Source organism: Aeromonas sobria (assembly GCF_050266975.1).
GTDB classification, from domain to species: Bacteria; Pseudomonadota; Gammaproteobacteria; order Enterobacterales; family Aeromonadaceae; genus Aeromonas; species Aeromonas sobria_B.
Genome location: NZ_JBKISU010000014.1, coordinates 83,103 through 106,245, shown reverse-complemented (window position 1 = coordinate 106,245; position 23,143 = coordinate 83,103). Strand labels below are relative to the sequence as shown.

The 23,143-nt window shown below is 65.9% G+C and carries 24 protein-coding genes; 19 read left to right on the top strand and 5 right to left on the bottom strand.

Annotation, left to right across the window (positions count from 1 at the left end; all coding sequences use genetic code 11):
• Positions 1 to 39: 39 nt before the first annotated feature.
• The gene (gene hslR / locus ACLHZ1_RS10160) at positions 40 to 438 is read right to left on the bottom strand and encodes a ribosome-associated heat shock protein Hsp15 (RefSeq protein WP_427261994.1); all 399 of its coding nucleotides are present in this window, start codon (positions 436 to 438) and stop codon (positions 40 to 42) included.
• Between the two features lie 186 nt (positions 439 to 624).
• On the opposite strand from hslR, the gene exeC reads away from it, so the two are divergent.
• From exeC to exeN, 13 genes are all read left to right on the top strand, one after another.
• The gene (exeC, locus tag ACLHZ1_RS10155) at positions 625 to 1,491 is read left to right on the top strand and encodes a GspC family type II secretion system variant ExeC (protein WP_427261993.1); all 867 of its coding nucleotides are present in this window, start codon (positions 625 to 627) and stop codon (positions 1,489 to 1,491) included.
• A 20-nt stretch (positions 1,492 to 1,511) separates the two neighbouring features.
• Complete coding sequence (gene exeD, locus ACLHZ1_RS10150; protein WP_427261992.1) at positions 1,512 to 3,545, top strand: GspD family T2SS secretin variant ExeD; 2,034 nt, start codon at positions 1,512 to 1,514, stop codon at positions 3,543 to 3,545.
• On the top strand, positions 3,545 to 5,053 hold the full coding sequence (gene gspE, locus ACLHZ1_RS10145; protein ID WP_427261991.1) for a type II secretion system ATPase GspE: 1,509 nt from the start codon (positions 3,545 to 3,547) through the stop codon (positions 5,051 to 5,053). Before exeD ends, gspE begins: the two co-directional genes overlap by 1 nt.
• A 9-nt stretch (positions 5,054 to 5,062) precedes the next feature.
• Entirely contained in the window at positions 5,063 to 6,283 is a 1,221-nt protein-coding gene (gene exeF / locus ACLHZ1_RS10140) for a GspF family T2SS innner membrane protein variant ExeF (protein WP_427261990.1), read from the top strand.
• A gap of 166 nt (positions 6,284 to 6,449) precedes the next feature.
• Positions 6,450 to 6,881, top strand: a complete 432-nt coding sequence (gene exeG, locus ACLHZ1_RS10135; protein WP_042001050.1) for a GspG family T2SS major pseudopilin variant ExeG — start codon at positions 6,450 to 6,452, stop codon at positions 6,879 to 6,881.
• 160 nt (positions 6,882 to 7,041) lie between these two features.
• Positions 7,042 to 7,149 carry a prepilin-type N-terminal cleavage/methylation domain-containing protein gene (locus ACLHZ1_RS10130; protein WP_427261989.1) on the top strand — a complete coding sequence of 36 codons (108 nt, stop codon included), beginning with the start codon at positions 7,042 to 7,044 and terminating at the stop codon, positions 7,147 to 7,149.
• Positions 7,146 to 7,679, top strand: a complete 534-nt coding sequence (exeH, locus tag ACLHZ1_RS10125; RefSeq protein WP_427261988.1) for a GspH family T2SS minor pseudopilin variant ExeH — start codon at positions 7,146 to 7,148, stop codon at positions 7,677 to 7,679. The genes ACLHZ1_RS10130 and exeH overlap by 4 nt, the downstream gene beginning before the upstream one ends.
• Complete coding sequence (gene exeI / locus ACLHZ1_RS10120; protein WP_427261987.1) at positions 7,676 to 8,035, top strand: GspI family T2SS minor pseudopilin variant ExeI; 360 nt, start codon at positions 7,676 to 7,678, stop codon at positions 8,033 to 8,035. Before exeH ends, exeI begins: the two co-directional genes overlap by 4 nt.
• On the top strand, positions 8,035 to 8,679 hold the full coding sequence (gene exeJ / locus ACLHZ1_RS10115) for a GspJ family T2SS minor pseudopilin variant ExeJ (protein ID WP_427261986.1): 645 nt from the start codon (positions 8,035 to 8,037) through the stop codon (positions 8,677 to 8,679). The genes exeI and exeJ overlap by 1 nt, the downstream gene beginning before the upstream one ends.
• Complete coding sequence (gene exeK, locus ACLHZ1_RS10110; protein ID WP_427261985.1) at positions 8,660 to 9,676, top strand: GspK family T2SS minor pseudopilin variant ExeK; 1,017 nt, start codon at positions 8,660 to 8,662, stop codon at positions 9,674 to 9,676. The genes exeJ and exeK overlap by 20 nt, the downstream gene beginning before the upstream one ends.
• 82 nt (positions 9,677 to 9,758) lie before the next feature.
• Complete coding sequence (gene exeL, locus ACLHZ1_RS10105) at positions 9,759 to 10,943, top strand: GspL family type II secretion system protein ExeL (protein ID WP_427261984.1); 1,185 nt, start codon at positions 9,759 to 9,761, stop codon at positions 10,941 to 10,943.
• Positions 10,940 to 11,431: a GspM family type II secretion system protein ExeM gene (exeM, locus tag ACLHZ1_RS10100; protein WP_427261983.1), complete on the top strand. Its 492-nt coding sequence runs from the start codon at positions 10,940 to 10,942 to the stop codon at positions 11,429 to 11,431. Before exeL ends, exeM begins: the two co-directional genes overlap by 4 nt.
• Positions 11,428 to 12,183 carry a GspN family type II secretion system protein ExeN gene (gene exeN / locus ACLHZ1_RS10095; protein ID WP_427261982.1) on the top strand — a complete coding sequence of 252 codons (756 nt, stop codon included), beginning with the start codon at positions 11,428 to 11,430 and terminating at the stop codon, positions 12,181 to 12,183. The genes exeM and exeN overlap by 4 nt, the downstream gene beginning before the upstream one ends.
• 60 nt (positions 12,184 to 12,243) lie before the next feature.
• On the opposite strand, the gene ACLHZ1_RS10090 is transcribed toward exeN, so the two are convergent.
• Positions 12,244 to 13,074 carry a helix-turn-helix transcriptional regulator gene (locus ACLHZ1_RS10090; RefSeq protein WP_427261981.1) on the bottom strand — a complete coding sequence of 277 codons (831 nt, stop codon included), beginning with the start codon at positions 13,072 to 13,074 and terminating at the stop codon, positions 12,244 to 12,246.
• Positions 13,075 to 13,218: 144 nt separating this feature from the next.
• On the opposite strand from ACLHZ1_RS10090, the gene tyrS reads away from it, so the two are divergent.
• From tyrS to ACLHZ1_RS10070, 4 genes are all read left to right on the top strand, one after another.
• On the top strand, positions 13,219 to 14,487 hold the full coding sequence (gene tyrS, locus ACLHZ1_RS10085; RefSeq protein ID WP_427261980.1) for a tyrosine--tRNA ligase: 1,269 nt from the start codon (positions 13,219 to 13,221) through the stop codon (positions 14,485 to 14,487).
• A 99-nt stretch (positions 14,488 to 14,586) separates the two neighbouring features.
• Positions 14,587 to 15,171, top strand: a complete 585-nt coding sequence (gene nudE, locus ACLHZ1_RS10080) for an ADP compounds hydrolase NudE (RefSeq protein WP_427261979.1) — start codon at positions 14,587 to 14,589, stop codon at positions 15,169 to 15,171.
• A gap of 26 nt (positions 15,172 to 15,197) precedes the next feature.
• Entirely contained in the window at positions 15,198 to 16,010 is an 813-nt protein-coding gene (gene cysQ / locus ACLHZ1_RS10075) for a 3'(2'),5'-bisphosphate nucleotidase CysQ (RefSeq protein WP_427261978.1), read from the top strand.
• Between the two features lie 412 nt (positions 16,011 to 16,422).
• Positions 16,423 to 17,688, top strand: coding sequence for an aromatic amino acid transport family protein (locus tag ACLHZ1_RS10070; RefSeq protein ID WP_427261977.1), 1,266 nt, complete (start codon positions 16,423 to 16,425; stop codon positions 17,686 to 17,688).
• A gap of 66 nt (positions 17,689 to 17,754) precedes the next feature.
• Here the strand turns inward: ACLHZ1_RS10070 and ACLHZ1_RS10065 are convergent, their stop codons facing one another.
• From ACLHZ1_RS10065 to metJ, 3 genes are all read right to left on the bottom strand, one after another.
• Positions 17,755 to 18,093: a tRNA-binding protein gene (locus tag ACLHZ1_RS10065; RefSeq protein WP_427261976.1), complete on the bottom strand. Its 339-nt coding sequence runs from the start codon at positions 18,091 to 18,093 to the stop codon at positions 17,755 to 17,757.
• A gap of 84 nt (positions 18,094 to 18,177) precedes the next feature.
• Positions 18,178 to 18,921 (bottom strand): helix-turn-helix domain-containing protein, encoded by a 744-nt coding sequence (locus ACLHZ1_RS10060; RefSeq protein WP_427261975.1) that lies wholly within the window; start codon positions 18,919 to 18,921, stop codon positions 18,178 to 18,180.
• Positions 18,922 to 18,956: 35 nt separating this feature from the next.
• A complete protein-coding gene (gene metJ / locus ACLHZ1_RS10055; RefSeq protein ID WP_042001009.1) occupies positions 18,957 to 19,280 on the bottom strand; it encodes a met regulon transcriptional regulator MetJ in 324 nt (107 codons plus the stop codon).
• A 172-nt stretch (positions 19,281 to 19,452) separates the two neighbouring features.
• On the opposite strand from metJ, the gene metB reads away from it, so the two are divergent.
• Together metB and ACLHZ1_RS10045 are read left to right on the top strand one after the other, a co-directional pair.
• Positions 19,453 to 20,619 (top strand): cystathionine gamma-synthase, encoded by a 1,167-nt coding sequence (metB, locus tag ACLHZ1_RS10050; protein ID WP_427261974.1) that lies wholly within the window; start codon positions 19,453 to 19,455, stop codon positions 20,617 to 20,619.
• A gap of 89 nt (positions 20,620 to 20,708) precedes the next feature.
• Positions 20,709 to 23,117 carry a bifunctional aspartate kinase/homoserine dehydrogenase II gene (locus ACLHZ1_RS10045; protein ID WP_427262005.1) on the top strand — a complete coding sequence of 803 codons (2,409 nt, stop codon included), beginning with the start codon at positions 20,709 to 20,711 and terminating at the stop codon, positions 23,115 to 23,117.
• The last annotated feature ends 26 nt before the right edge of the window (positions 23,118 to 23,143 follow it).

The following is a 23,143-nucleotide window of genomic DNA, read 5'->3' as shown; positions in this document are numbered from 1 at the left end:
CTTGGGTCCCTGTCGTCATACAAGGGTCATGGGGTTGGCTCAGGATTGCTTGACCCGGATCAGCTGGCGGCGCTCCTGCTTGTCGGGACGGCGCTCCGGGCTCGGTGCAAACTGGCTGTTGAAGCGGCGCGCCTCGGCGTTCTCGGCCCGGCGTTTGAGGCTCTCGGCCGTCTCCTCGTACATCAGCTGGGCCAGGGGGGCCGATCTTCGCTGCTCGCACAGGGTCAGCACCCGCACTTCCCGTTCGTCCTGACCCTGCCAGAAGCGGATCAGGGCGCCGACCTCGACCGCCTTGCCCGGTTTGCTGCGCTGGCCGTTGTAGTGCACCTTGCCGCCGTCGATCTGATCCCGGGCCAGACTGCGGCTCTTGTAGAAGCGGGCGGCCCAGAGCCACTTGTCCAGACGCAGGGAGGATTCGGGCGAAACGGCTTTGCTCATGACGGGCTCCGACGATGTGATATGGACGCCGATTATACCAGAGCCGGGGCCCAGGATTGAATCTGGGCTGGCTGTCAGTGACGGCGCGAGCATTTTTGGCCATATTGCGCATGCGGTCAGTTGTCTCCCGGGCCATTGCCGTACACAATAGCTGACCGATTTGGATAGAAAATTATTTTGAGAAACATGACGCTACCGTTCAAGGATGACTTGCTGTCTACCTTGCTTGCCCTGGGCAAGCGGCTGCCCCTTGCCCGTCTCAGCCAGTGGCTGTTCTGGGGCCTGCTGCTGCTGCTGGCGCACCAGAGTGCCGGATTGACCTGGCGACTGCTGTCGCTGGCGAGTCCTGAGCAGCCCGTTGCCTGGCAACCGGGCACCGTGGGGCCAGGAGGTGGCCGTCAGGGCACGGACCTGGTGCCCCTCACGCGTCTCGCCCTGTTTGGCCGCGCCGAGCTGGCCAAGGCCCAGACCCGGGTGGCGGCCGATGCCCCCAAGACCCAGCTCAACGCCCAGCTCAACGGGGTGCTGGCGAGCTCGGATCCCGCCAAGTCCATCGCCATCATCGCCCATGGCGGCAGCCAGAACTCCTACGGTATCGATGACTATATAGATGGCACCCAGGCCCAGCTGCGGCAGGTGTTTGCCGATCGCGTCATCATAGCGCGCAACGGGCGCGACGAGACCCTGATGCTGGACGGTGAGCAGTATGGCAAGCCGGTCCCGGCGCAGGAGCAAGCGGGGGGCAGGCTCGATGAGGTGCGGGGCGCGCTGATGAGCAACCCCGGCAAGCTGACCGATTACCTCAATATCTCCCCGGTGCGGGTCGATGGCCGCATGACGGGTTATCGCCTCAATCCGGGCCGGGACCCGGAACTCTTCAACCAACTCGGCCTGGTCGCCAATGACCTGGCCGTCAGCATCAATGGTCTGGATCTGCGGGATAACGCCCAGGCCATGCAGGCGATGCAACAGGTGGCGAGCGCCACCGAGATGACAGTGACGGTCGAACGGCAGGGACAGCTGTATGACGTCTATGTCGGCTTGTCAGAATAATGATCCGGAGTAGTGCACGCATGAGAAACAAAGGGAAAGGCTGGCGCCTGGCGTCTGTGGCGGCGGCCTTGCTGATGACGGGCTCCGTCTGGGCGACCGAATATTCTGCCAGCTTCAAGAACGCGGAGATCGAGGAGTTCATCAACACGGTTGGAAAGAACCTCAATAAAACCATCATCATAGAGCCCTCTGTGCGCGGCAAGATCAACGTGCGCAGTTACGATCTGCTCAACGAGGATCAGTACTATCAATTCTTCCTGAGCGTGCTGGACGTCTATGGTTTCGCCGTGGTGCCCATGGACAACGGCGTGCTCAAGGTGGTGCGTTCCAAGGATGCCAAGACCTCGGCCATCCCTGTGGTGGACGACCGCAACCCGGGCACGGGGGACGAGATGGTGACCCGGGTGGTGCCGGTGCGCAACGTCTCGGTACGCGAACTCGCCCCCCTGCTGCGTCAGCTCAATGACAACGCCGGCGGCGGCAACGTGGTCCACTATGAACCCTCCAACGTCCTGCTCATCACAGGCCGCGCCGCCGTGGTCAATCGCCTGGTGGAAGTGGTGCGCCGGGTCGACAAGGCCGGGGATCAGGATGTGGACATCATCAAGCTGAAATACGCCTCCGCCGGCGAGATGGTGCGGCTGGTGACCAACCTCAACAAGGAAGGCAACGCCCAGGGCGGCAATGCCGGCTTCCAGCTGACCCCCAAGGTGGTGGCGGACGAGCGCACCAACTCGGTGGTGGTCAGTGGCGAACCCAAGGCGCGGGCCCGCATCATCCAGATGGTGCACCAGCTCGACCGCGACCTGCAGAGCCAGGGCAATACCCGGGTCTTCTACCTCAAATATGGCAAGGCCAAGGATCTGGTGGATGTGCTCAAGGGGGTCAGCTCCAGCATAGAGGCCGACAAGAAGGGCGGCACGGCGGCAGCCGGTGCCGGCAGCAGCATAGGGGGCGGCCAGCTCGCCATCTCGGCGGACGAGACCACCAATGCCCTGGTGATCACCGCCCAGCCGGACGTGATGGCGGAGCTGGAGCAGGTGATCGCCAAGCTCGACATCCGCCGTGCCCAGGTGCTGGTGGAGGCCATCATAGTGGAGGTCGCCGATGGCGACGGCCTCAACCTCGGGGTGCAGTGGGCCAACACCAATGGCGGTGGCACCCAGTTCACCAACACCAATCTGCCGATCGGCAGCGTGGCGGCGGGGGCCATCGACTACAAGGAGAATGACGACATCGACACCCTGAGCAGCCTGGTGGGCAGCTTCAGCGGCATGGCCGCCGGCTTCTATCAGGGGGACTGGGCCATGCTGGTGACCGCACTCTCCACCAACACCAAGAACGACATCCTGTCGACCCCGAGCATAGTCACCATGGACAACAAGGAGGCGTCGTTCAACGTGGGTCAGGAGGTGCCGGTGCAGACCGGATCCCAGAGCTCCACCTCGGGGGACAACATCTTCAACACCATAGAGCGCAAGACGGTGGGCACCAAGCTGGTGGTGACACCCCAGATCAACGAGGGGGACTCCGTGCTGCTCAATATCGAGCAGGAGGTCTCCAGCGTGGCCCAGACCCAGGCCACCGGCACGGCGGATCTCGGCCCCACCTTCGACACCCGCACCGTCAAGAATGCGGTGCTGGTCAAGAGCGGCGAAACCGTGGTGCTGGGGGGGCTGATGGACGAACAGACCAAGGAGCAGGTCTCCAAGGTGCCCCTGCTGGGTGACATTCCCGTGCTGGGCTACCTGTTCCGCTCCACCTCCAATACCACCTCCAAGCGCAACCTGATGATCTTCATCCGGCCGACCATATTGCGCGATGCCAACGTCTATTCCGGCATCTCCAGCAACAAGTACACCCTGTTCAGGGCCGAGCAGCTGGACAGGGCCGCCGAGGAGGGCTATCTCACCTCGCCGGCGCGCCAGGTCCTGCCGGCCTATGGCCAGGACGTCATGGTCTCCCCCGAGGTGCAGCAGCAGATCCAGTCCATGAGAAACCGGCAACAGGCCACGGCGGACAGCGTGAAGCCCTTCGTGCAGAGCAAGCCCTGATGGCGGCCTATCGACTCGATGATGGCGAACTGCCGGCGGCGCTGCCCGAGCTGCCGTTCGCCTTCGCCCGCAATTTCGGCGTCATCCTGACCGAGGAGGCCGGCGCTCCCGTGCTGCTGTGCCGACCCGGGGTCAGTCCCCAGGCCCTGCTCGAGGTGCAGCGGGTGGCCGGCAGCGACTTCACCGTGCAACCCCTGGAGGGGGAGGAATTTGAGCAGCGGCTGATGGCCCACTATCAGCGCGACTCCTCCGAGGCGCGCCAGCTGATGGAGGATCTCGGCAACGAGATGGACTTCTTCGCCCTGGCCGAGGAGCTGCCCCAGAGCGAGGATCTGCTGGACGCCGACGACGACGCCCCCATCATCCGTCTCATCAACGCCATGCTGAGCGAGGCGATCAAGGAAGAGGCGTCCGATATCCATATCGAGACCTTCGAGCGGGCCCTGGTCATTCGCTTTCGCATCGATGGGGTGCTGCGGGAGATACTGCGCCCCCATCGCAAGCTCGCCTCCCTGCTGGTGTCGCGCATCAAGGTGATGTCGCGCATGGACATCGCCGAGAAGCGGGTGCCGCAAGATGGCCGCATCTCGCTGCGCATCGGCGGCCGGGCGGTGGACGTGCGGGTCTCCACCATGCCGTCCAGCTACGGCGAGCGGGTGGTATTGCGACTGCTGGACAAGAACAACGTGCGCCTCGAGCTCAAGCAGCTCGGCATGACGCTCGCCAACCGCGAGATCATCGGGGAGCTGATTCGCAAGCCCCACGGCATCATACTGGTGACCGGGCCGACCGGCTCGGGCAAGTCCACCACCCTGTATGCGGCCCTGTCCGAGATCAACTCGCGGGATCGCAACATCCTCACGGTGGAAGACCCTATCGAATATGACCTGGAAGGGGTGGGTCAGACCCAGGTCAATCCCAAGGTGGACATGACCTTCGCCCGCGGCCTGCGGGCCATCTTGCGTCAGGATCCCGACGTGGTCATGGTGGGGGAGATCCGGGATCTCGAGACCGCCCAGATAGCAGTGCAGGCGTCCCTCACCGGTCACCTGGTGATGTCGACCCTGCACACCAACACCGCCATCGGCGCCATCACCCGGATGCGGGACATGGGCATAGAGCCCTTCCTGCTCTCCTCATCCTTGCTGGCCGTGCTGGCCCAGCGGCTGGTGCGCACCCTCTGCCCCGACTGCAAGGAGGCGCGCCCGGCCAGCCCGCAGGAGCGTGAGCTGATGCGCATCGAGGGCCACGAGGCCGCCCGAGAGATCTGGCACCCGGTGGGCTGTGAGCAGTGCAACCACACCGGCTATCGCGGCCGGACCGGCATCCACGAGCTGGTGGTGGTGGACGAGGCGGTACGCGAAGCCGTCCACGCGGCCAGCGGCGAACTGGCCATCGAGCGGTTGATCCGCCCCCACACCCCCAGCATCCGCCGCGACGGCATCGACAAGGTGCTCCAGGGCCAGACCAGCCTGGAAGAAGTGCTGCGGGTGACCCGGGAAGATTGAGGATAGGACTTGGCTGCATTCGAATATAAGGCCCTCGACGACAAGGGCCGCCAGAAGCAAGGGGTGGCCGAGGGGGATTCGGCGCGCCAGGTGCGCCAGCAGCTGCGCGAGCAGGGGCTGACCCCGCTGGAGGTGAGCGAGACCACGGAGAAGGCGAAGCGGGAGGCGAACCGCTTCGTGCTGTTTCGCCGCGGCGCCAGCACGGCGGAACTGGCGCTGATCACCCGCCAGCTGGCGACCCTGGTGGGGGCCGGTCTCACCATTGAAGAGGCGCTCAGGGCCGTCTCCCAGCAGTGCGAGAAGGCGCACCTGCGCAGCCTGGTGGCCACGGTGCGCGGTCGTGTGGTCGAGGGGTACACCTTGGCCGATTCGCTGGGGGCCTTCCCCCATGTGTTCGATCAGCTGTTTCGCTCCATGGTGGCGGCCGGCGAGAAATCGGGGCACCTGGAGAAGGTGCTCAACCGCCTCGCCGACTACACGGAGCAGCGCCAGCACATGCGCACCAAGCTGCTGCAGGCGATGATCTACCCCATGGTGCTGACCCTGGTGGCCATCGGCGTCATCTCCATACTGCTCACCGCCGTGGTGCCCAAGGTGGTGGCCCAGTTCGAGCACATGGGCCAGCAGCTGCCGATGACGACCCGCTTTCTCATCGGCACCAGCGAGCTGATGCAGCATTACGGCCTCTGGTTCCTGCTGCTGCTCGGCCTGGGCGGCCTGATCTGGCGCTGGTGGCTGACGGATCCCGCGCGCCGCCAGCGCTGGCATGGGCTCTTGCTGCGCCTGCCGGTGATAGGCAGAGTCAGCCGCGGCCTCAATACCGCCCGCTTCGCCCGTACCTTGAGCATCCTCAACGCCAGCGCCGTGCCCCTGCTGGAGGGGATGAAGATCGCGGGGGAGGTGCTCTCCAACGATTTTGCCCGCGCCCGCATCCTGGCGGCGAGCGAGCGGGTGCGGGAGGGGACCAGCCTGCGCAAGTCGCTGGATGAAACCAAAATTTTTCCGCCCATGATGCTGCACATGATCGCCTCCGGCGAGCAGAGCGGCGAGCTCGACAGCATGCTGGAGCGGGCGGCGGACAACCAGGACAGGGAGTTCGAGAGCCAGGTGAACATCGCCCTCGGGGTGTTCGAACCCATGCTGGTGGTCTCCATGGCCGGGGTGGTGCTCTTTATCGTGATGTCGATCCTGCAGCCGATCCTGGAGCTGAACAACATGGTCAATCTGTGATGCTGGCGTGCAGGTGATGTCGGTCAATCCTGCAGTCAATTCGCTCGAGCTCAACAATATGGTGAAGTTGTAAGTTTCCGGTGTTCGATGGTGCCACCCGGCGATACGTCGACCCACAGATCACTTTCTGATGGCCTGCGCCATCTCATTCGTTAGGGAGTCAGTCATGCAAAAGCGTCGTCAATCCGGTTTCACCCTGCTGGAAGTCATGGTGGTCATCGTGATCCTGGGGATCCTGGCCAGCCTGGTGGTGCCCAACCTGATGGGCAACAAGGAGAAGGCCGACCAGCAAAAAGCGGTCTCCGACATAGTGGCGCTGGAAAATGCCCTCGACATGTACAAGCTGGACAACAACCGCTACCCCACCACGGAGCAGGGGCTGGACGCCCTGGTCAACAAGCCGAGCGCCGCCCCCGAGCCGCGCAGCTACCGTGACGGCGGCTACATCAAGCGCCTGCCACAGGATCCCTGGGGCAATCCGTACCAGCTGCTGAGCCCGGGCCAGTTCGGCAAGATTGACATCTTCTCCATGGGACTGGACGGGGAAGCGGGCAGCGATGACGACATCGGCAACTGGAATCTGAAGGATTTCCAATAAGTGCTTGGCCGCCCCGTTTGTTCCTCCTTGCTGGAGCAGCCTGAATGAGGGTTGCACCATCTGCTCGTCGTCAATCTGGTTTCACCCTGCTGGAGGTCTTGCCGGTGGCCATGTTGATGGGATGGCCCGGGGCCACCGCCATGCAGCTAAGGCCGACGTCATGAAACATAGTCGCCAGGCCGGTTTTACTCTGCTGGAGGTGTTGCTGGTCGCCATGTTGATGGGATGGCCCGGGGCCACCGCCATGCAGCTAAGGCAGATGCCATGAAGCAGAGTCGCCAGGCCGGTTTTACTCTGCTGGAGGTGTTGCTGGTCGCCATGTTGATGGGACTGGTGGCCACCGCCGTCACCCTCAGCATGGGGGGCGCCCGGGGGGACAGGGAGCTGGACAAGCAGGCGCGTCGCTTCATGGCGGTGTTGCAGCAGGCCCAGCAGCAGGCGGTGATGGATGGTCGCCTGCTGGGGCTGCGCCTCGATGACCATGGCTGGCAGTTCATGCGCCGCCAGGGCAAGGATCGCAGCTGGCAACCCCTGGAGGGAGACAAGCTGCTGGGCCCGGTCGAGCTCGGCGACGATATCCGCCTCACCCTGGAGCTGGCCGGTTTTGCCTGGCAACCACAGGAGGACGAGCGGGGAGAGGCAAGCCGTCCCCAGGTGCTCATCTTCCCCGGTGATGAGCTGACCCCTTTCGTGCTGACTCTGAACCAGCGGGTCGATGATGCCCAGTATGTGCGTGTGGTGCGCGCCGACGAGTTCGGTACCCTGAGCCTTGATGAATCCGGGGAGGCGACCCCATGAAGGCGCGCGGCATGACGCTGCTGGAGGTGATGGTGGCCCTGGTGGTGTTCGCCATCGCCGGGCTCGCCGTGATGAAGAGCGCCAGCGAGCACCTCTCTGGTCTCAGCCATCTGGAGCAGAAGACCCTGGCCACCTGGGTCGCCCAGAACCAGCTGGTGCAGCAGAAACTCGAGGCCAGGTGGCCCAGCGACAGCTGGGTCGAGGGGCAGGAGGAGATGGCCGGCCAGCTCTGGTTCTGGCGCTATCGTGGCGTCGCCACCAGCGATGCCAACTTCAAGGCGCTGGATCTGGAGGTGCGCAGCGCCCCCAAGGCCGACAACCCGGTCGCCATGATGCGGACTTATATCAGCCGATGATGCGTCTCCCTCCTCGCCCCCGTCACACCGGCTTTACCCTGCTTGAGATGCTGGTGGCCATCGCCATCTTCGCCGGCCTCAGCCTGGGGGCCTATCAGGTGTTGCAGGGGGTGCTCACCAGTGACGAGGTGGCCAGGAAGAAGGAGCTGCGTCTGGCCGAGCTGCAGCGCGCCTTCGACCTGCTGGAGCGGGACGTGGGCCAGATGGTGCCGCGCACCGGCCGCATCGAGGGGGAGAGCAACCGGGTGCTGCTGGCGGCGACCCGCTTCGGTCAGGAGAGTGACGACTGGGGCATGGCCTTCATCCGCGGCGGCTGGCTCAACCCGGACGGCATCTTGCCGCGCTCCGGCTTGCAGCGGGTGGGCTGGCGGCTCAAGGGACAGACCCTGGAGCGGCTGAGCTACCTCTATCCGGATCCCGTGATCGGCACCGAACCCAGGGTGCAGCCCCTGCTCGGCAAGGTGAGCGGGCTGCGGATCTTCTTCTATGCCGAGGGGAGCTGGCGCTCGGAGTGGACCACGGCCGATCGTCTGCCCGAGGGGCTGGCGGTGGAGCTGGATCTGGAGGATTACGGCACCCTGCGCCGTCAGTTCCTGATCGGTGCCCCAGGGGCGAGGATCGAAGATGCACCGACGCAATCCTGAGGGGCGCGGGCCTGGCCGAAACCGGGGCATGGCGCTGCTGGTGGTGCTGCTCATCCTCTCGGTGATGGTCATCATCGCCAGCAATATGAGCGGGCGATTGCAGCTGGAGCTGCGTCGCACCAGCAACCTCACCACGGGCAAGCAGGCCTGGTGGTATGCCCTGTCCGCCGAGGCCCTGGTCAGCAAGGTCCTGGCCCAGGACTTCAAGGATGACCCCAAGGTGGTGAGCCTGGGCCAGTATTGGGCCCGCAAGGACGGGGTCTTCCCGGTGGAGGATGGCACCCTCAAGGGGGAGGTGCGGGATCTGCAGGGGTGCTTCAACCTCAACAGCCTGAGCGTGGCGCGCAAGGGGGACGGCACGGACGATGAGGCGAACCCGCCCTATCCGGTCAAGGTGTTTCGCACCCTGCTGACCCTGCTCGAGGTGGATGAGTATGAGGCCGTACAGCTGACGGACGCGGTGCGTGACTGGACCGACGGCGATACCGTGCTGGTCTCCAGCTACGGCGCCGAGGATGCCTACTACGAGGGGCTGGATCCCCCCTATCTGCCCGCCAATCAGAAGATGCTGGGGGTGGATGAGTTGCGGGCGGTGCGCGGGGTGGGCAGTGCCCTCTACGCCAGGCTGGCGCCCTATGTCTGCGCCCTGCCCAACGACAAGCTGCTGGTCAACATCAACACCCTAGCCCCGGAGCAGGCCGAGCTGCTGGCGGCCCTCTACCTCGGCAAGATAGGGGGGGACGATGCCAGGGCCGTGCTCAGCGACCGCCCCAGGAAGGGGTGGCAGGACAAGCAGGAGATGACATCCCTGCCCGCTCTGGCGGCTGGCGCCGGGCTGACCGGATTGAACGAGGCGCTCGGCGTCAAGAGCGACTATTTTGCGGCCTACCTGCTGGCCGAGGTGGCCGATACCCGGGCCAGGCTGGAGACCTACTTCCAGCGCAGCAAAGAGAACAAGCCGGTGGTGCTGCGCCGGGTCAATGGGGGCGCCGAGTGAGCGGCTCCGACCCGGCGCGCCACCCCGCAGCCAATAGCAAGCGTCAGCCGCCGCACCGTCGGGGCAGACCAAGGAGAGAGTGTTGAACGAGAGTCTGGTCATCCGTCTGGGCACAACCCAGGAAGAGCCGGTCGACTGGCTGGTCTGGTCGGCGCGGGAGGGGGAGATCATCGCCTCCGGCACCCTGGCCTCGGCCCATGGGCTGCACGAGCTGCGCGAGCGGGCCGGAGGGCGCCCCGTGGTGACCCTGGTGCCCGGCAGCGCCGTCATCTTCCGGCGGGTACGCCTGCCGGGCAAGTACAACCGCCAATCGGCGGCGGCCCTGCCCTACCTGCTGGAGGAGCAGATCGCCTCGGACGTGGAGTCCCTGCATCTGGTGGTGCTGGGTCATGAGGGACACGAAGTGGATCTGATGGCGGTGGACAGCCAGCAGATGCGCCGCTGGCTCGGCTGGCTGGAGGCGGCCGGGCTCGGCTGCGTGCAGATGCTGCCAGACGTGCTGGCACTGCCTCAGGCGGCGGACGGCTGGTCCGCCCTGCAACTGGGCAGGCACTGGCTGGTGCGCCAAGGCCCCCATCAGGGGCTGGTGGCCGACCAGACCCTGCTCGGCCTGCTGCTGGCGGCCCAGGCCGAACCCGTCACTCTCCATAGCCATACCCCGGCTCCCGCCATCGCGGGCGCCGACTGGCAGGCGGCGGATCCGGAACTGCCCATGCTGCTGCTGGCGCGGGAGGCGCTACGCGGCCAGATCAACCTGTTGCAGGGTCCCTTCCGGCCCCAGACCGAATACGGCCGTCACTGGTTGCAGTGGCGCAAGGTGCTGGGCGTGGCGGCGGCCCTGCTGCTGGTCACCCTGGGGCAGCGGGGGCTGGCCCTGTATCAGCTGGCGGAGCAGGACAAGGTCCTCAAGGGGGAGATCCGGCAGGTCTACACCCGCATCTTCCCCGGGGAGAGCCGGATAGTGAACGTGCGCAGCCAGATGGAGCAGCACCTGCGGCTGCTGGGGGCGGCGCCCCAGAGCGGCGTGCTGCTGCTGTTGACCGAGCTGGCCCCTGTGTTTGCCGAGGTGCCCGGGCTCAAACCCGAGGTGCTGCGCTTCGACGCCACCCGGGGCGAGCTCAGGTTGCAGGTGACGGCCCCCGGCTTCACCGAGATCGAGCGTTTCCGCGAGCTGGCGGGCAAGCGCTTCGAGGTGCAGCAGGGAGAGGTGCGAAGCACCGAGGGCAGGGTAGAAGGGGCGCTGGTGCTCAAGGATAAATCATCATGATGGCAAGGTTTGAACTCTGGTGGCGTGGTCTCAGCGCCCGGGAACAGCGGCTGCTGGCGGTGGGGGGCAGCGTGCTGCTCATCGGTCTCTTCTACTGGCTGGTGTGGCAGCCTCTCGGCAATCGCATCGAGGAGCGGGAGCGCCAGGTGAAGAGCCAGCAGCAGACCCTGATCTGGCTGAAAGAGAAGGGAGAGCAGGTGCTGGCGGCCCAGGCGGGCAGCGGCCGCGACCTGGATCTGGGGGGCACCCTGGATGGCGTGGTCAATCGCACCGCCTTCAACCACAAGATCAAGATCGCCCGGCTGCAACCCCAGGGCCAGGAGCTGCAAGTCTGGATAGACCAGGTCGCCTTCGACGATCTGCTGATGTGGCTGGCCGAGCTGGCGGACAAGTACGGTGTCAAGGTAGAAGTGATAGAGGTGGCCCGCGAGCAACTGCCCGCCGGCATGGTCAAGGTGAGACGCTTACAGGTGAGTCGCCCGCAATGAAACGCAAGATCTGGATACTGGTCGTCTTCCTGCTGGCCTGGCTCGGCTTCCTGCTGATCAGCGTGCCCGCCAGCCTGGTGGCGCGTCATCTGCCCCTGCCCCCCATGGTCAGGTTGGAAGGGGTGAGCGGCACCCTCTGGCAGGGGGAGGTGGCCCGGCTGCAATACGCCAGCGAGTCCCTGACCCGGCTGCGCTGGGATCTCGACGGCTGGTCGCTGCTGCGGCTGGCCCCCGAGGTCGCCCTGCGCTTCGGCGAGCGGGACGGCCTCAACGGCCAGGGGGTGATCGGCTGGAATGGCGCCGCCTTCGGTCGCGACCTCACCCTGAACGCCCCCGCCCCCTGGCTGCTGGCGCGGCTGCCCATGCGCCTGCCCTTCCCCCTGACGGCGGCGGGCCAGCTGCAGCTCAAGGTGGATCAGTTCGCCCAGGGCCAGCCCTGGTGCGACAGCCTGTATGGCAACCTCTACTGGTACGGCGCCGAGACCCAGACGCCGGCGGGCAAGCTGCTGCTGGGGGATCCCGAGGCGAGGCTCACCTGCCTGGATTCGACCCTGAAGGTGGATCTCAAGCAGGGGTCGGAGGCGGTGCAGGTGGCGGGCCAGCTGGAGCTCAAGGCCAATCGCCAGTACCTGTTCCTGGGCAGCCTCAAGCCCGGGCCCGCGCTGCCGGATCAGATGAAGCAGGGGCTGCCCTTCCTCGGTCAGCCCGACGGTCAGGGCCGCTTCCCGCTGCGCTATCAGGGCCGGATCTGACGGCGCAGCCGGTTGGTTTGGCCAGCATCAACACCACCCCGCCTCGGCGGGGTGGTGTCGTTATGGAGCGGGATCCTCGGGTGGGGCGCCGCTCAGGGGCGTGGTGATGAGGTGGTTGAGAAAGAGGCGAAACAGTTCGGCCCGGGAGCCGAGCCGCAGCTTGCCGTAAAGGTGCTTGCGGTGATTTTTGACCGTGCCGCCGCCGATGCCGAGTTCGGCGGCGATGGCCTCGGTATCCAGCCCCTGCAGCAGCAATCCTGCCACCTGGCGCTCCCGGCGGGTGAGCCTGTCCCCGCCCACGCTGGCGATGGCCTGCTCCACCGCCCCCCTGAGGTCGGTCCCCTCGGGCTGGGGGCTCTGTGCCAGCCGCACCTCCTCCTGGCACCAGTGCTGACGACATAGGGAGTGGACCAGCGGGAAGATGGCCTCCAGTCGGGCCCGCTCCTCCGGGCGCAGGCTCTGGCGCTTGTCGAGGCGGCCGAGAAACAGCATCAGGGTGAGGCCACTGCGCACCGGCAGGATCAGCCCCACCTCCTCCTGCCAGCCGGTGGCCTGATAGAAGTGGTGGCGATACTCGGGGTCAAGGCGCCCCTTCGACACCTGCGCCAGGGTCCAGACCCCGGCCCCCAGCCCCTGCTCCAGCGCCTGCATAAAGGGATCCTGGCTGAAGTGGCTGGTGAGGTAGCGCTCGAACAGCAGGGCCCGCTGGTGGCTCAGGTTGTCATAGAGGTAGACGGGGCGCTGGCCCACCCCGAGCAGCAGGGCGCAGTCGAACGCCACCTGCTGTTGGATGAGGCGCACCAGGGCCGGTGCAAAGGCCGGGCTGTGCAGGGCATCGACGACGGCGGTCAGGCTGGCGGTCAGCGCATCTGCGGCAAGCGGTGGGGTCATGGCGACGGGCTCCGGGTGGCGGGGACAGGCTCCCCATGATGGCGGCATGCTAGCACGGGAGTGGCAAAACTGTCCCTTGGGGGACATATCCGCCGCCGGCCTGAGGGGCGAGGATGGGCGCTTTCCCCTGAGGTTGGAGACCCCATGACAGACCCCCATTTGCTTGACGATCTTACCGAACGCGGCCTGGTGGCCCAGATGTCCGACCCGGCGTCCCTGCGGGATCATCTGGCCACGCCACGCACCCTCTACTGCGGCTTCGATCCCACCGCCGGCAGCCTGCACATCGGCCATCTGGTACCGCTCCTGATGCTGCGCCGCTTCCAGCTCGCCGGCCACACCCCTGTGGCCCTGGTGGGCGGCGCCACCGGCCTCATCGGCGATCCCAGCTTCAAGGCGACCGAGCGCAGCCTCAACAGCGCCGATACCGTGCAGGGCTGGGTGGCCAGCCTGTCGGCCCAGATCCGGGCACTGCTGCCGGCGAGCGAGGGGCTGACGGCCCCCGTGCTGGTCAACAACGCCGACTGGATGGGGCAGATGTCCGCCCTCGATTTTCTGCGAGACGTCGGCAAGCACTTCTCGGTCAACGCCATGCTGGCGCGGGAATCGGTGCGCCAGCGCCTCGCCCGTCCGGATCAGGGCATCTCCTTCACCGAGTTCGCCTATGCCCTGCTGCAATCCCAGGACTTCGCCGTGCTCAACCAGCGCCTCGGTTGCACCCTGCAGATCGGCGGCAACGACCAGTGGGGCAACATCACCAGCGGCATGGATCTCACCCGGCGGCTGCATCAGACCCAGGTCCACGGCATGACCCTGCCCCTCATCACCAAGGCGGACGGCACCAAGTTCGGCAAGACCGAGGGTGGGGCCATCTGGCTGGATCCGGCGCTCACCTCCCCCTACGCCTTCCATCAGTTCTGGCTCGGCACCGCTGACGAGGATGTCTACCGCTTCCTGCGCTACTACAGCTTTATGCCGCTCTTGGCCATCAGGGATCTGGAGGCGGAAGACGCCAAGCGACAGGGGCGCAAGCTGGCCCAGCAGGTGCTGGCGGACGAGCTGACCGAACTGGTGCACGGCAAGGGGGCGCTGGCGGCGGCGCGGCGCATCGGCGAGCTCTTGTTCAGTGGCGACGTGGCCGGGCTCGGGGAGAGCGATCTCGCCCAGCTGGCCCAGGATGGCCTGCCTTGCTGCCGCATCGAGGGGGAAACAGACCTGGTCACCCTGCTGGTGGAGAGTGGTCTGGCGAGCTCGAAGCGCATCGCCCGCGAGCTGCTGGCGGCGGGGGCCGTCAGCCTCAACGGCGCCATAAGACAGGATGAGCGGCTGGGGGCTGCGGATCGGCTGTTTGGTCGCTACCTGCTGCTGCGCCGGGGCAAGAAGCAGTACCGGCTGGTGAGCTGGCCGCGGTGAAGCATCCCCATGGGGGTTGCGAAGGGGAGGGGGCGGAGGGCGGGAGCTTGCGCCCCTTTGCCCGTGGTGTTCGTCCTGCGACTCGTTTACTCTTGAGTCATGACTCTCGCCAGTGGCCCGGCTATGGATCCCAACAAGCGCAAACCCGACATCATCAAGGCCGAAATCGTGGCCGAAAGCCGCCTGTTCAAGGTGGAATCCCTGCATCTCAAGTTCTCCAATGGCGAGGAGCGGGTCTATGAGCGGATGCGTGGCGGCAACCGGGGCGCCGTCATGGTGGTGCCCATGCTGGACGCCGACACCCTGCTGCTGATCCGTGAATATGCCGCCGGGACCCACTCTTACGAGCTGGGCTTTCCCAAGGGGTTGATCGATCCCGGCGAGGATGCCCTGACGGCGGGCAATCGGGAGCTGATGGAGGAGGCGGGCTTCGGGGCAGGCAGCCTGATCCCGCTCAAACAGGTCTCCCTGGCCCCGGGCTACTTCGCCAGCAAGATGGACATACTGCTGGCACGGGATCTCTTCCCCGAGTGGCGGCTCGGCGACGAGCCCGAGCCCCTCGAGGTGATCCCCTGGCCCCTCTCTCGCATCGATGAGCTGCTCGAGCGGGAAGACTTCACCGAATCACGCAGCATCAGTGCCCTGCTGCTGACCCAGAAGTGGTTGGCCCGGCAGGAAAAATAACGAGCGGTGCCATGGAGGATGAGAAGATGCAGGAATTACTGAGCTGGGTGCCCGGGGTCAAGGAGATCGCCCGCGAGGCCGGCAGGATACTCCACGAGATCTATCGGGGGGGCCAGTTCGAGCGGGAGCTCAAGGCGGATGACTCCCCGGTCACCAGTGCCGATCTCGCGGCCGACGCCTACCTCAAGCAGGCGCTGTCGGCGCTCACCCCCCATGTCCCCGTGCTGACCGAAGAGGCGGCCGATGTGCCCTTCAGCCAGCGCGCCAACTGGCGGCAATACTGGCTGGTGGATCCCCTCGACGGCACCGGCGAGTTCATCGCCGGCAGCGGCGATTTCGCCACCCTGATCGCCCTGGTGCGGGACAATGTGCCCGTGCTCGGGGTCATCTATGCCCCCGAATCCGACGTGCTCTACTGGGCGGTGCGCGGCCACGGCGCCTTCAAGGAGGCGAACGGCGAGGTGCATCCCATCAGCGCCGTGCACCACGAGCACGACCAGCCGGACTCCCTGGTGGTGGCCATCAGCCGCCGCCAGAAGCTGGAGAATCTGACCCGCCGCCTCAACCCGGCCATCCACTACGATCTGATCCCGCTCGGCTCCAGCTCCCTCAAGTCCTGTCTGGTGGCGGAGGGGGCGGCGGATTGCTACGTGCGCCTCGGCCCCACCGGGGAGTGGGACACCGCCGCCGCCCAGTGCATCGTCGAGGCGGCCGGGGGGCGCATCCTCAGCCTGGCGCTGCAACCGCTGCGCTACAACGAGACCGAGTCGCTCGAGAACCCGGACTTCATCGTGATGGGGGATCCGGATCTCGCCTGGCACAAGATCCTGGCCCATTGAGGCGGTTGATATTCAAGCATGTCAGCCAAACAGGCGGCCCGCTGGTCGCCGGTTTGCCTGGTGTGATCCGCTGCTTTAACGCGACATATTCAGGGATATCCGCTGGCTATGCCCGGCGATAACAGTGGATCATCACAAGTTCCCGCTCGCTGCTGGGATGTTTTTTCATGTAATTCCGACAACGTCCATTTCTTCAAAATATAACGTCAAAATTTATTAATATTTTGGTTTTATATTTCGCATTATTGCCTGTGTACGGTTCAACTGAATTATCCACTTCCCATCCCCTGCCCAATCCCACTGGCTGAGGCGCGCTTTGCCAGTGAGATCTGCCAATGCGGATTTTTGAGAATTAAATGCTAAAGGAGCACAATGCTTCCAGATTTTAATACTGGGCATGAGTGGTTTATTAATGAGTTCATCTGCAGAGGTCTCCCGGGCGTTATCAGGCTCCCCATCCATCGGCCGCACCGGCTGGCGCCGTCACGACACCCACTGGGTCATCAGCCTGTTTGGCACCGCGGTCGGCGCCGGCATCCTGTTTTTGCCCATCAACCTGGGTCTGGGGGGCATCTGGCCCCTGGCGATAGTTGCCGTGCTGGCCGGTCCCATGACCTTCCTGGCCCACCGCGGGCTGGCGCGCTTCGTACTCTCGTCGTCGCGCCCCCACGCCGACTTCACCGAGGTGGCCGAGGAGCACTTCGGCAAGATGGCCGGTCGCCTCATCTCCGTGCTCTACTTCCTCTCCATCTTCCCCATCCTGCTCATCTATGGCGTCGGCCTGACCAACACGGTGGAGAGCTTCATGGTCAACCAGCTCGGCATGGCTGCTCCGAACCGGGTCATGCTCTCCGGCCTGCTGGTGCTTGCCATGATCGCCGTGATGATGGCCGGCGAGAAGGCGATGCTGCGGGCCTTCGCCTTCATGGTCTATCCGCTGGCGGCCATTCTGGCGGCCCTCTCCGTCTACCTCATTCCCCAGTGGCACTTGCCACAAATGACCGCCTTCGAGGGGGCCAGCTTCCTCAACACCGTCTGGCTGGCGCTGCCGGTCACAGTGTTCGCCTTCAGCCACGCCGCCGCCATCTCCGGCTTTGCCAACGTGCAGCGCCGCGAGTATGGCGAGCAGGCCGAAGCCAGGAGCGGCCTGATCCTGCGCAACACCACCGTCATGCTGGTGGGTTTCGTGCTCTTCTTCGTCTTCTCCTGCGTGTTGAGCCTCTCCCCGGCCCAGTTGGCCGAGGCCAAGGCCCAGAACGTCTCGGTGCTCTCCTACCTCGCCAACATCACCGACAACCCTGTGATCGTGACGCTAGGGCCGCTCATCGCCTTCATCGCCATCAGCTCCTCCTTCCTCGGCCACTTCCTCGGCGCCCGGGAGAGCCTGAAAAGCCTGATCGCCAAGCCCACAGGGCTGTCGCTGGCCAGGGCGGACCGGCTGGGCATAGCCCTGATGTTCTTCGCCATCTGGGGGGCGGCGGTCATCAACCCAGGCATCCTCGGCCTGATGGAGACCCTCTCCGGCCCCGTCATCGCCATGATCCTGTTCATCATGCCGGTGGTGGCCATCTATCGGGTGGAGGCGCTGGCCCGTTTTCGCAAGGGCTGGGCCAACGGCTTCATCCTGCTGACCGGGACCCTTGCGGTCTCGGCCCTGCTGTTCAGCCTGTTGAAGTAACAGCGGCGCTGCGGCCAGAAAGAGAAGAGGCGACCCCGGGGTCGCCTCTCTGTTTTCATGGGGTCATCAGCCCAGCTTGGCGCCGTTCTCCACCGCCTGCTCCGGGATGGCCATCACCACGGCGCCATCGGCCCGGTAGAAGCCGGTCAGCAGAAACTCCGACTGGACGGGGCCTATCTGCTTGGGAGGGAAGTTGACCACGGCGACGATCTGGCGTCCCACCAGATCTTCCGGCTGATAGAGATCCGTTATCCGGGCGCTGCTCTTGCGCACCCCCAGTTCGGGGCCGAAATCCGCCCACACCTTGTAGGCGGGCTTGCGCGCCTCGGGGAAGGGCTCGACCCGCACCAGGGTGCCCACTCTCAGCTCCACCATCTCGAACTCTTGCCAGCTTATGGTCTGCATCTTGGCTCCTCGTTGCCCATACCTTGCATGAGCCTCAGCATGCCTCGAATGCCCGGGGATTGTCTTCGGCAAAGAGCCGACCGGTTACGGCAGCGGGCCGTTTTGCCGGCGCCAGCGGGTGGGGGTGAGGCCGGTCTCGGCCAGGAAGCGCTCGGCGAAGGCCCCCTGATCCTGATAGCCGCAGCGGCTGGCTACCTCGCCGATGGGCAGGGCGGTTTGGGCCAGCAGGGTACGCGCCAGGGCCATGCGCCGCCCGCGGATGTAGCGGGAGGCGCTCAGGCCGAACTGCTGGCGAAAGGCGTGCTTGAACTGGCTCTGGCCGAGGCAGGCGATGGCGGCGAGCCGCTCGTTGCCGAGGGGCTCGGCGAGGTGGGCCTCGATGTGGCGCTGCACTCTTGTCATGCGCGGGGCGAGGGCGGGGCCCATGCCCTGACCCTCGGCCAGCAGGCTCAGCCAGATCTGCTCCATGCTGGCCAGATGGCGACCCTGGCGCACCATCTGATGGAGAAAGGCGAGGTAGTGGCGCTGGGGATCGTCCAGGGGGATGAAGGGGCGCTCGTCCAGGGACTCCGGCAGCCAGAGGCTCTCCTGCACCAGAAACGAGAGCGCCGGATCCGCGGCGTAGTCGTGACGCAGGCCCGGGGCTATGATGCAGGCAAAGCCGGGGGCGAGGCGCCGCCCCTGACCCTGCACCTCGATCTCGAGGGGGCCGTCCAGGGGGATCACCAGCTGGGCATGGTCGTGACTGTGGCTCTGGATGTTGCTCTGGTAGCGGCGCAGGCTGAACGGGGGGCTGGATAAGGATGACGCGGCACAAGGCCGCGTCATCGAAGGGGAAAGATCATCTGCCATGGGCCGCCAGATCACTCGGCGTCGTAGTCTTCGATCTCTTTGCCCAAGGCCTCCATGATGGCGCGGGCTTCTGCCGGGACGCTGTCCGGATGATCCTTGCGAAGATCGTCGTCGCAGGGCAGCGGCTGACCGGTGAACGCATGGAGAAAGGCCTCGCAGAGCAGCTCGCTGTTGGTCGCATGACGCAGGTTGTTCACCTGGCGACGGGTGCGCTCGTCGGTCAACACCTTCAGCACCTTGAGCGGGATCGAGACGGTAATCTTCTTGACCTGTTCACTCTTCTTACCGTGTTCCGCATAGGGGCTGACGTAGTCGCCGTTCCACTCTGTACCCATGATTCACCTGTTCTCATTTGGCCTTGAGCGCGGATTTTAACCCTTAAGGAATTCAATGGCAATCCAACAGCAAAGCCATTTAGACGTCTAGAAGTGTTGACGGCCCTCTTGGGGTGGCGTAATGTCTCGGGCAATGGCGAGAGTGGACTCGCGCAAGGATGAGGAGAGAGAGATGACCCACAAGGCAACCCTGGCGGTGCGCACCGGCATAGAGACAGATACCCAGCATGGCGCCGTGGTGCCCCCCATCTATCTCTCCAGCAACTACACCTTTGCCGACTTCGGCGTGCCCCGTCAATACGATTATGCCCGCTCCGGCAATCCGACCCGTGGCAATCTGGCGGACGCGCTGGCCGCCCTGGAAGGGGGGGCGGGCGCCGTGGTGACCGGCACCGGCATGGGGGCCATCCATCTGGTGACCCAGGCCCTGCTGCAGGCGGGGGATCTGCTGATCGCCCCCCATGACTGTTACGGCGGCACCTGGCGCCTGTTCGAATTCCTGGCCGCCAAGGGCAACTATCGCGTCAAGTTCGTCGATCAGGGGGACGAGCAGGCCCTGGCCGCCGCCCTGGCAGAGGGGCCCAAGCTGGTGTGGGTGGAGACGCCCTCCAACCCGCTGCTGCGGGTGGTGGACGTGGCGGCCATCTGCGAGGCTTCCCACGGGGTGGGCGCCCTGGTGGCGGTGGACAACACCTTCCTCTCGCCGCTGTTGCAGCAACCCCTGGCCCTGGGGGCCGATCTGGTGGTCCACTCCACCACCAAGTACATCAATGGTCACTCCGACGTGGTGGGCGGGGTGGCGATCGCCAAGGAGGCCGAGCTGGCCGACAGCCTGCTGTGGTGGGCCAACTGCCTGGGGCTGACCAGCGGCGCCTTCGATTCCTATTTGACCCTGCGCGGTCTGCGTACCCTGGGGCCGCGCCTGCGCACCCATCAGGAGAACACCCAGCACATTCTGGCCTTCCTGCAGACACAGCCCCTGGTCAAGACCATCTATCACCCCAGCCTGCCCAGTCACCCTGGCCACGAGATTGCCCGTCGCCAGCAATCCGGCTTCGGCGCCATGCTGAGCTTCGAGCTCGACTGCGACGAGGCGGGTCTGCGGGCCTTCCTCGGCGCCCTCAACTACTTCTCGGTGGCCGAGTCCCTGGGCGGGGTGGAGAGCCTGGTGGCTCACCCGGCCAGCATGACCCACAGGGCCATGAGCGCCGAGGCCCAGCAGGCGGCGGGGATCAGTCCCCAGCTGCTGCGGATCTCGGTGGGCATAGAGCACGGCGAGGATCTGGTGGCGGATCTGGCCCAGGCCCTGGCGGCGGCAGAGCGGGAGGCGGCGAAATGAGTCAGGCCGAGCAGAACGCCCCCTTGAGTGGGCAGGCAGCAGTGAACAACAAGCGAGACAGCGTGAAGGAGGTTGGCGTGACGGCAGGGGTGAAGCATCGACAGGTACACAAGTTTGGCGGCAGCAGCCTGGCCGACCCCGTCTGTTATCGCCGGGTGGCGGCCATCGTCGAACAGCAGGGAGATGGCAGCGAGCTGATCGTGGTGTCGGCGGCGGGCAAGACCACCAACCGGCTGATCCAGCTGGTGGAGCTGGCCGAAGCGGGGGACGAAGCGGCCGGTGAGGCCCTCCATGCCCTGCGTGCCTACCAGCAGGGGCTGATCGACGGCCTGCTGGAGGGGGAGCTGCACCAGAGCCTGACCGAGCAGCTCAACGGGGATCTCGGCCGCCTGGGCCAGACCCTGGAGGGGCAGTTCGACCGCTTCGAGCGCAACGGCCTGCTCGCCTTCGGGGAAGTCTGGTCGGCGCGCCTGCTGGCCGCCCTGCTCACCAGCCGGGGCGAACCCGCCATCTGGCTCGACGCCCGCAGCTTCCTGCGCGCCGAGGATGGCGCCCTGGTCAAGGTGGACGAGGCCCTCTCCAGCGAGTTGCTCAAGGCCCGTCTGGCCGAGCATGACGGCCGCATCGTGGTGACCGGCTTCATCGCCGCCGACATGGAGGGACGTTCCCTGCTGCTCGGGCGCAACGGCTCCGACTACAGCGCCAGCCTCCTGGCCCTGCTGGCGGAGGGCGAATCCACCACCATCTGGAGCGACGTGGCCGGGGTCTACAGCGCGGATCCGCGCCGGGTGAAGGAGGCGCGCCTGCTGGAGCGCCTGAGCCTGGCCGAGGCCAACGAGCTGGCCCGCCTGGGCTCCTCCGTGCTCCACTCCCGCACCCTGCAACCGGTGGCAGACAGCCGCCAGCGCCTCACCCTGCGCTGCAGCTACAACCCCGACGAGGGCTGCACCCACATCTTGCGCCGCGCGCCGCGCAGCAACGGGGCCCGCATCGTCAGCTCCGTGGATCAGATAGCCCTGATCGAACTCAAGGTGCTGGCCCAGGGGGACTTCGACCAGGCGGTCAAGACCATAGAGGCCCACCTGGCCCGCCATCGCCTGAGCCCCCTCACCCTGCAACGCCAGCCGGACCGGCGGGTGCTGCGCCTCGCCTACACCCTGGAGGTGGCGGTCGGCGCCTATGATCTGCTGCGGGACTTCCAGCTGCAGGGCAACTTCACCGGCCTGATCCAGAAGGAGGGCTACAGCCTGGTGGCCCTGGTGGGTGCCGGGGTGACCGACAACGCCGAGCAGTGTCACCGTTTCTACCAGCTGCTGTCGGATCAGCCCCAGGAGTTCGTCCAGGTGGCCAGAGACGGCCTGAGCCTGGTGGCCGTGCTGCGTCAGGTGGTACTCGAGCCCCTGCTCATCGCCCTGCACAGCGCCCTGTTCAGCCGCCCGACCCGGGTCGGCCTGGTGGTGTTTGGCAAGGGCAACATCGGCAGCCAGTGGCTCAGCCTCTATGGCCGCGAGCAGGCCCGCCTCGAGCGCGAGCTGAACGTGGCGCTCACCCTGTACGGGGTATTCAACTCCCAGGGGGGCCTGCTGGACGAGGAGGGGCTGGATCCCATCAGGGTGCAGAAGCACTTCGAGCCCAGCCCCCTCATCTGGCCCGAGCTGCTGACCCAGCTGGAGCAGCACAGTTTTGACGCCCTGATCGCGCTGGATCTGACCGCCAGCGAGACGGTGAGCCGCTACTACCCGGATTTTGCCCAGCTCGGCTGCCACATCATCGCCGCCAACAAGTTCGCCGGCGCCGCCGAGAGCGAGTTCTACCTGCGCATCAAGCAGAGCTGCCGCGACCATCAGGTGCAGTGGCGCTACAACGCCACCGTGGGGGCCGGCCTGCCTATCCAGTCCAGCATCCAGATGCTGCGCCAGAGCGGCGACCCCATCCAGGGGGTCTCGGGGATCTTCTCCGGCACCCTCTCCTGGCTGTTCCAGCAATATGACGGCAGCCGCCCCTTCTCCGAGCTGGTGGACGCGGCCTGGCAGCAGGGGCTGACCGAGCCGGATCCCCGGGAGGATCTCTCCGGCCAGGACGTGCGCCGCAAGCTGCTCATTCTGGCGCGGGAGGCGGGGTTCGAGCTGGACTCCGCCGACATAGCGCTGGAGAACCTGGTGCCCCTGGCCCTGCGTCCGCTGTCGGTGGAGGGCTTCATGGACAGGCTGGATGAGCTCGACGGCCCCATCCAGTCCGCCTTCGAGGGGGCGCGCCGGGTCGGCAAGGTGCTGCGCTACGTGGCCCGGATCGAGCGCGGGGGCAAGGCCCGTGTCGGCCTGGAGGCGCTGGAGCCCCACCACCCGTTCGCGAACCTCTTGCCCTGCGACAACGTGTTCGCCATCGAGAGCGACAGCTACCGCACCAATCCCCTGGTGATCCAGGGGCCGGGGGCGGGGCGCGAGGTGACCGCCGGGGCCATCCAGTACGATCTGTGGCAGATCTGCGCCGCGCTGTGAGGCCGGGCAAGGAACGACAAAAGGGC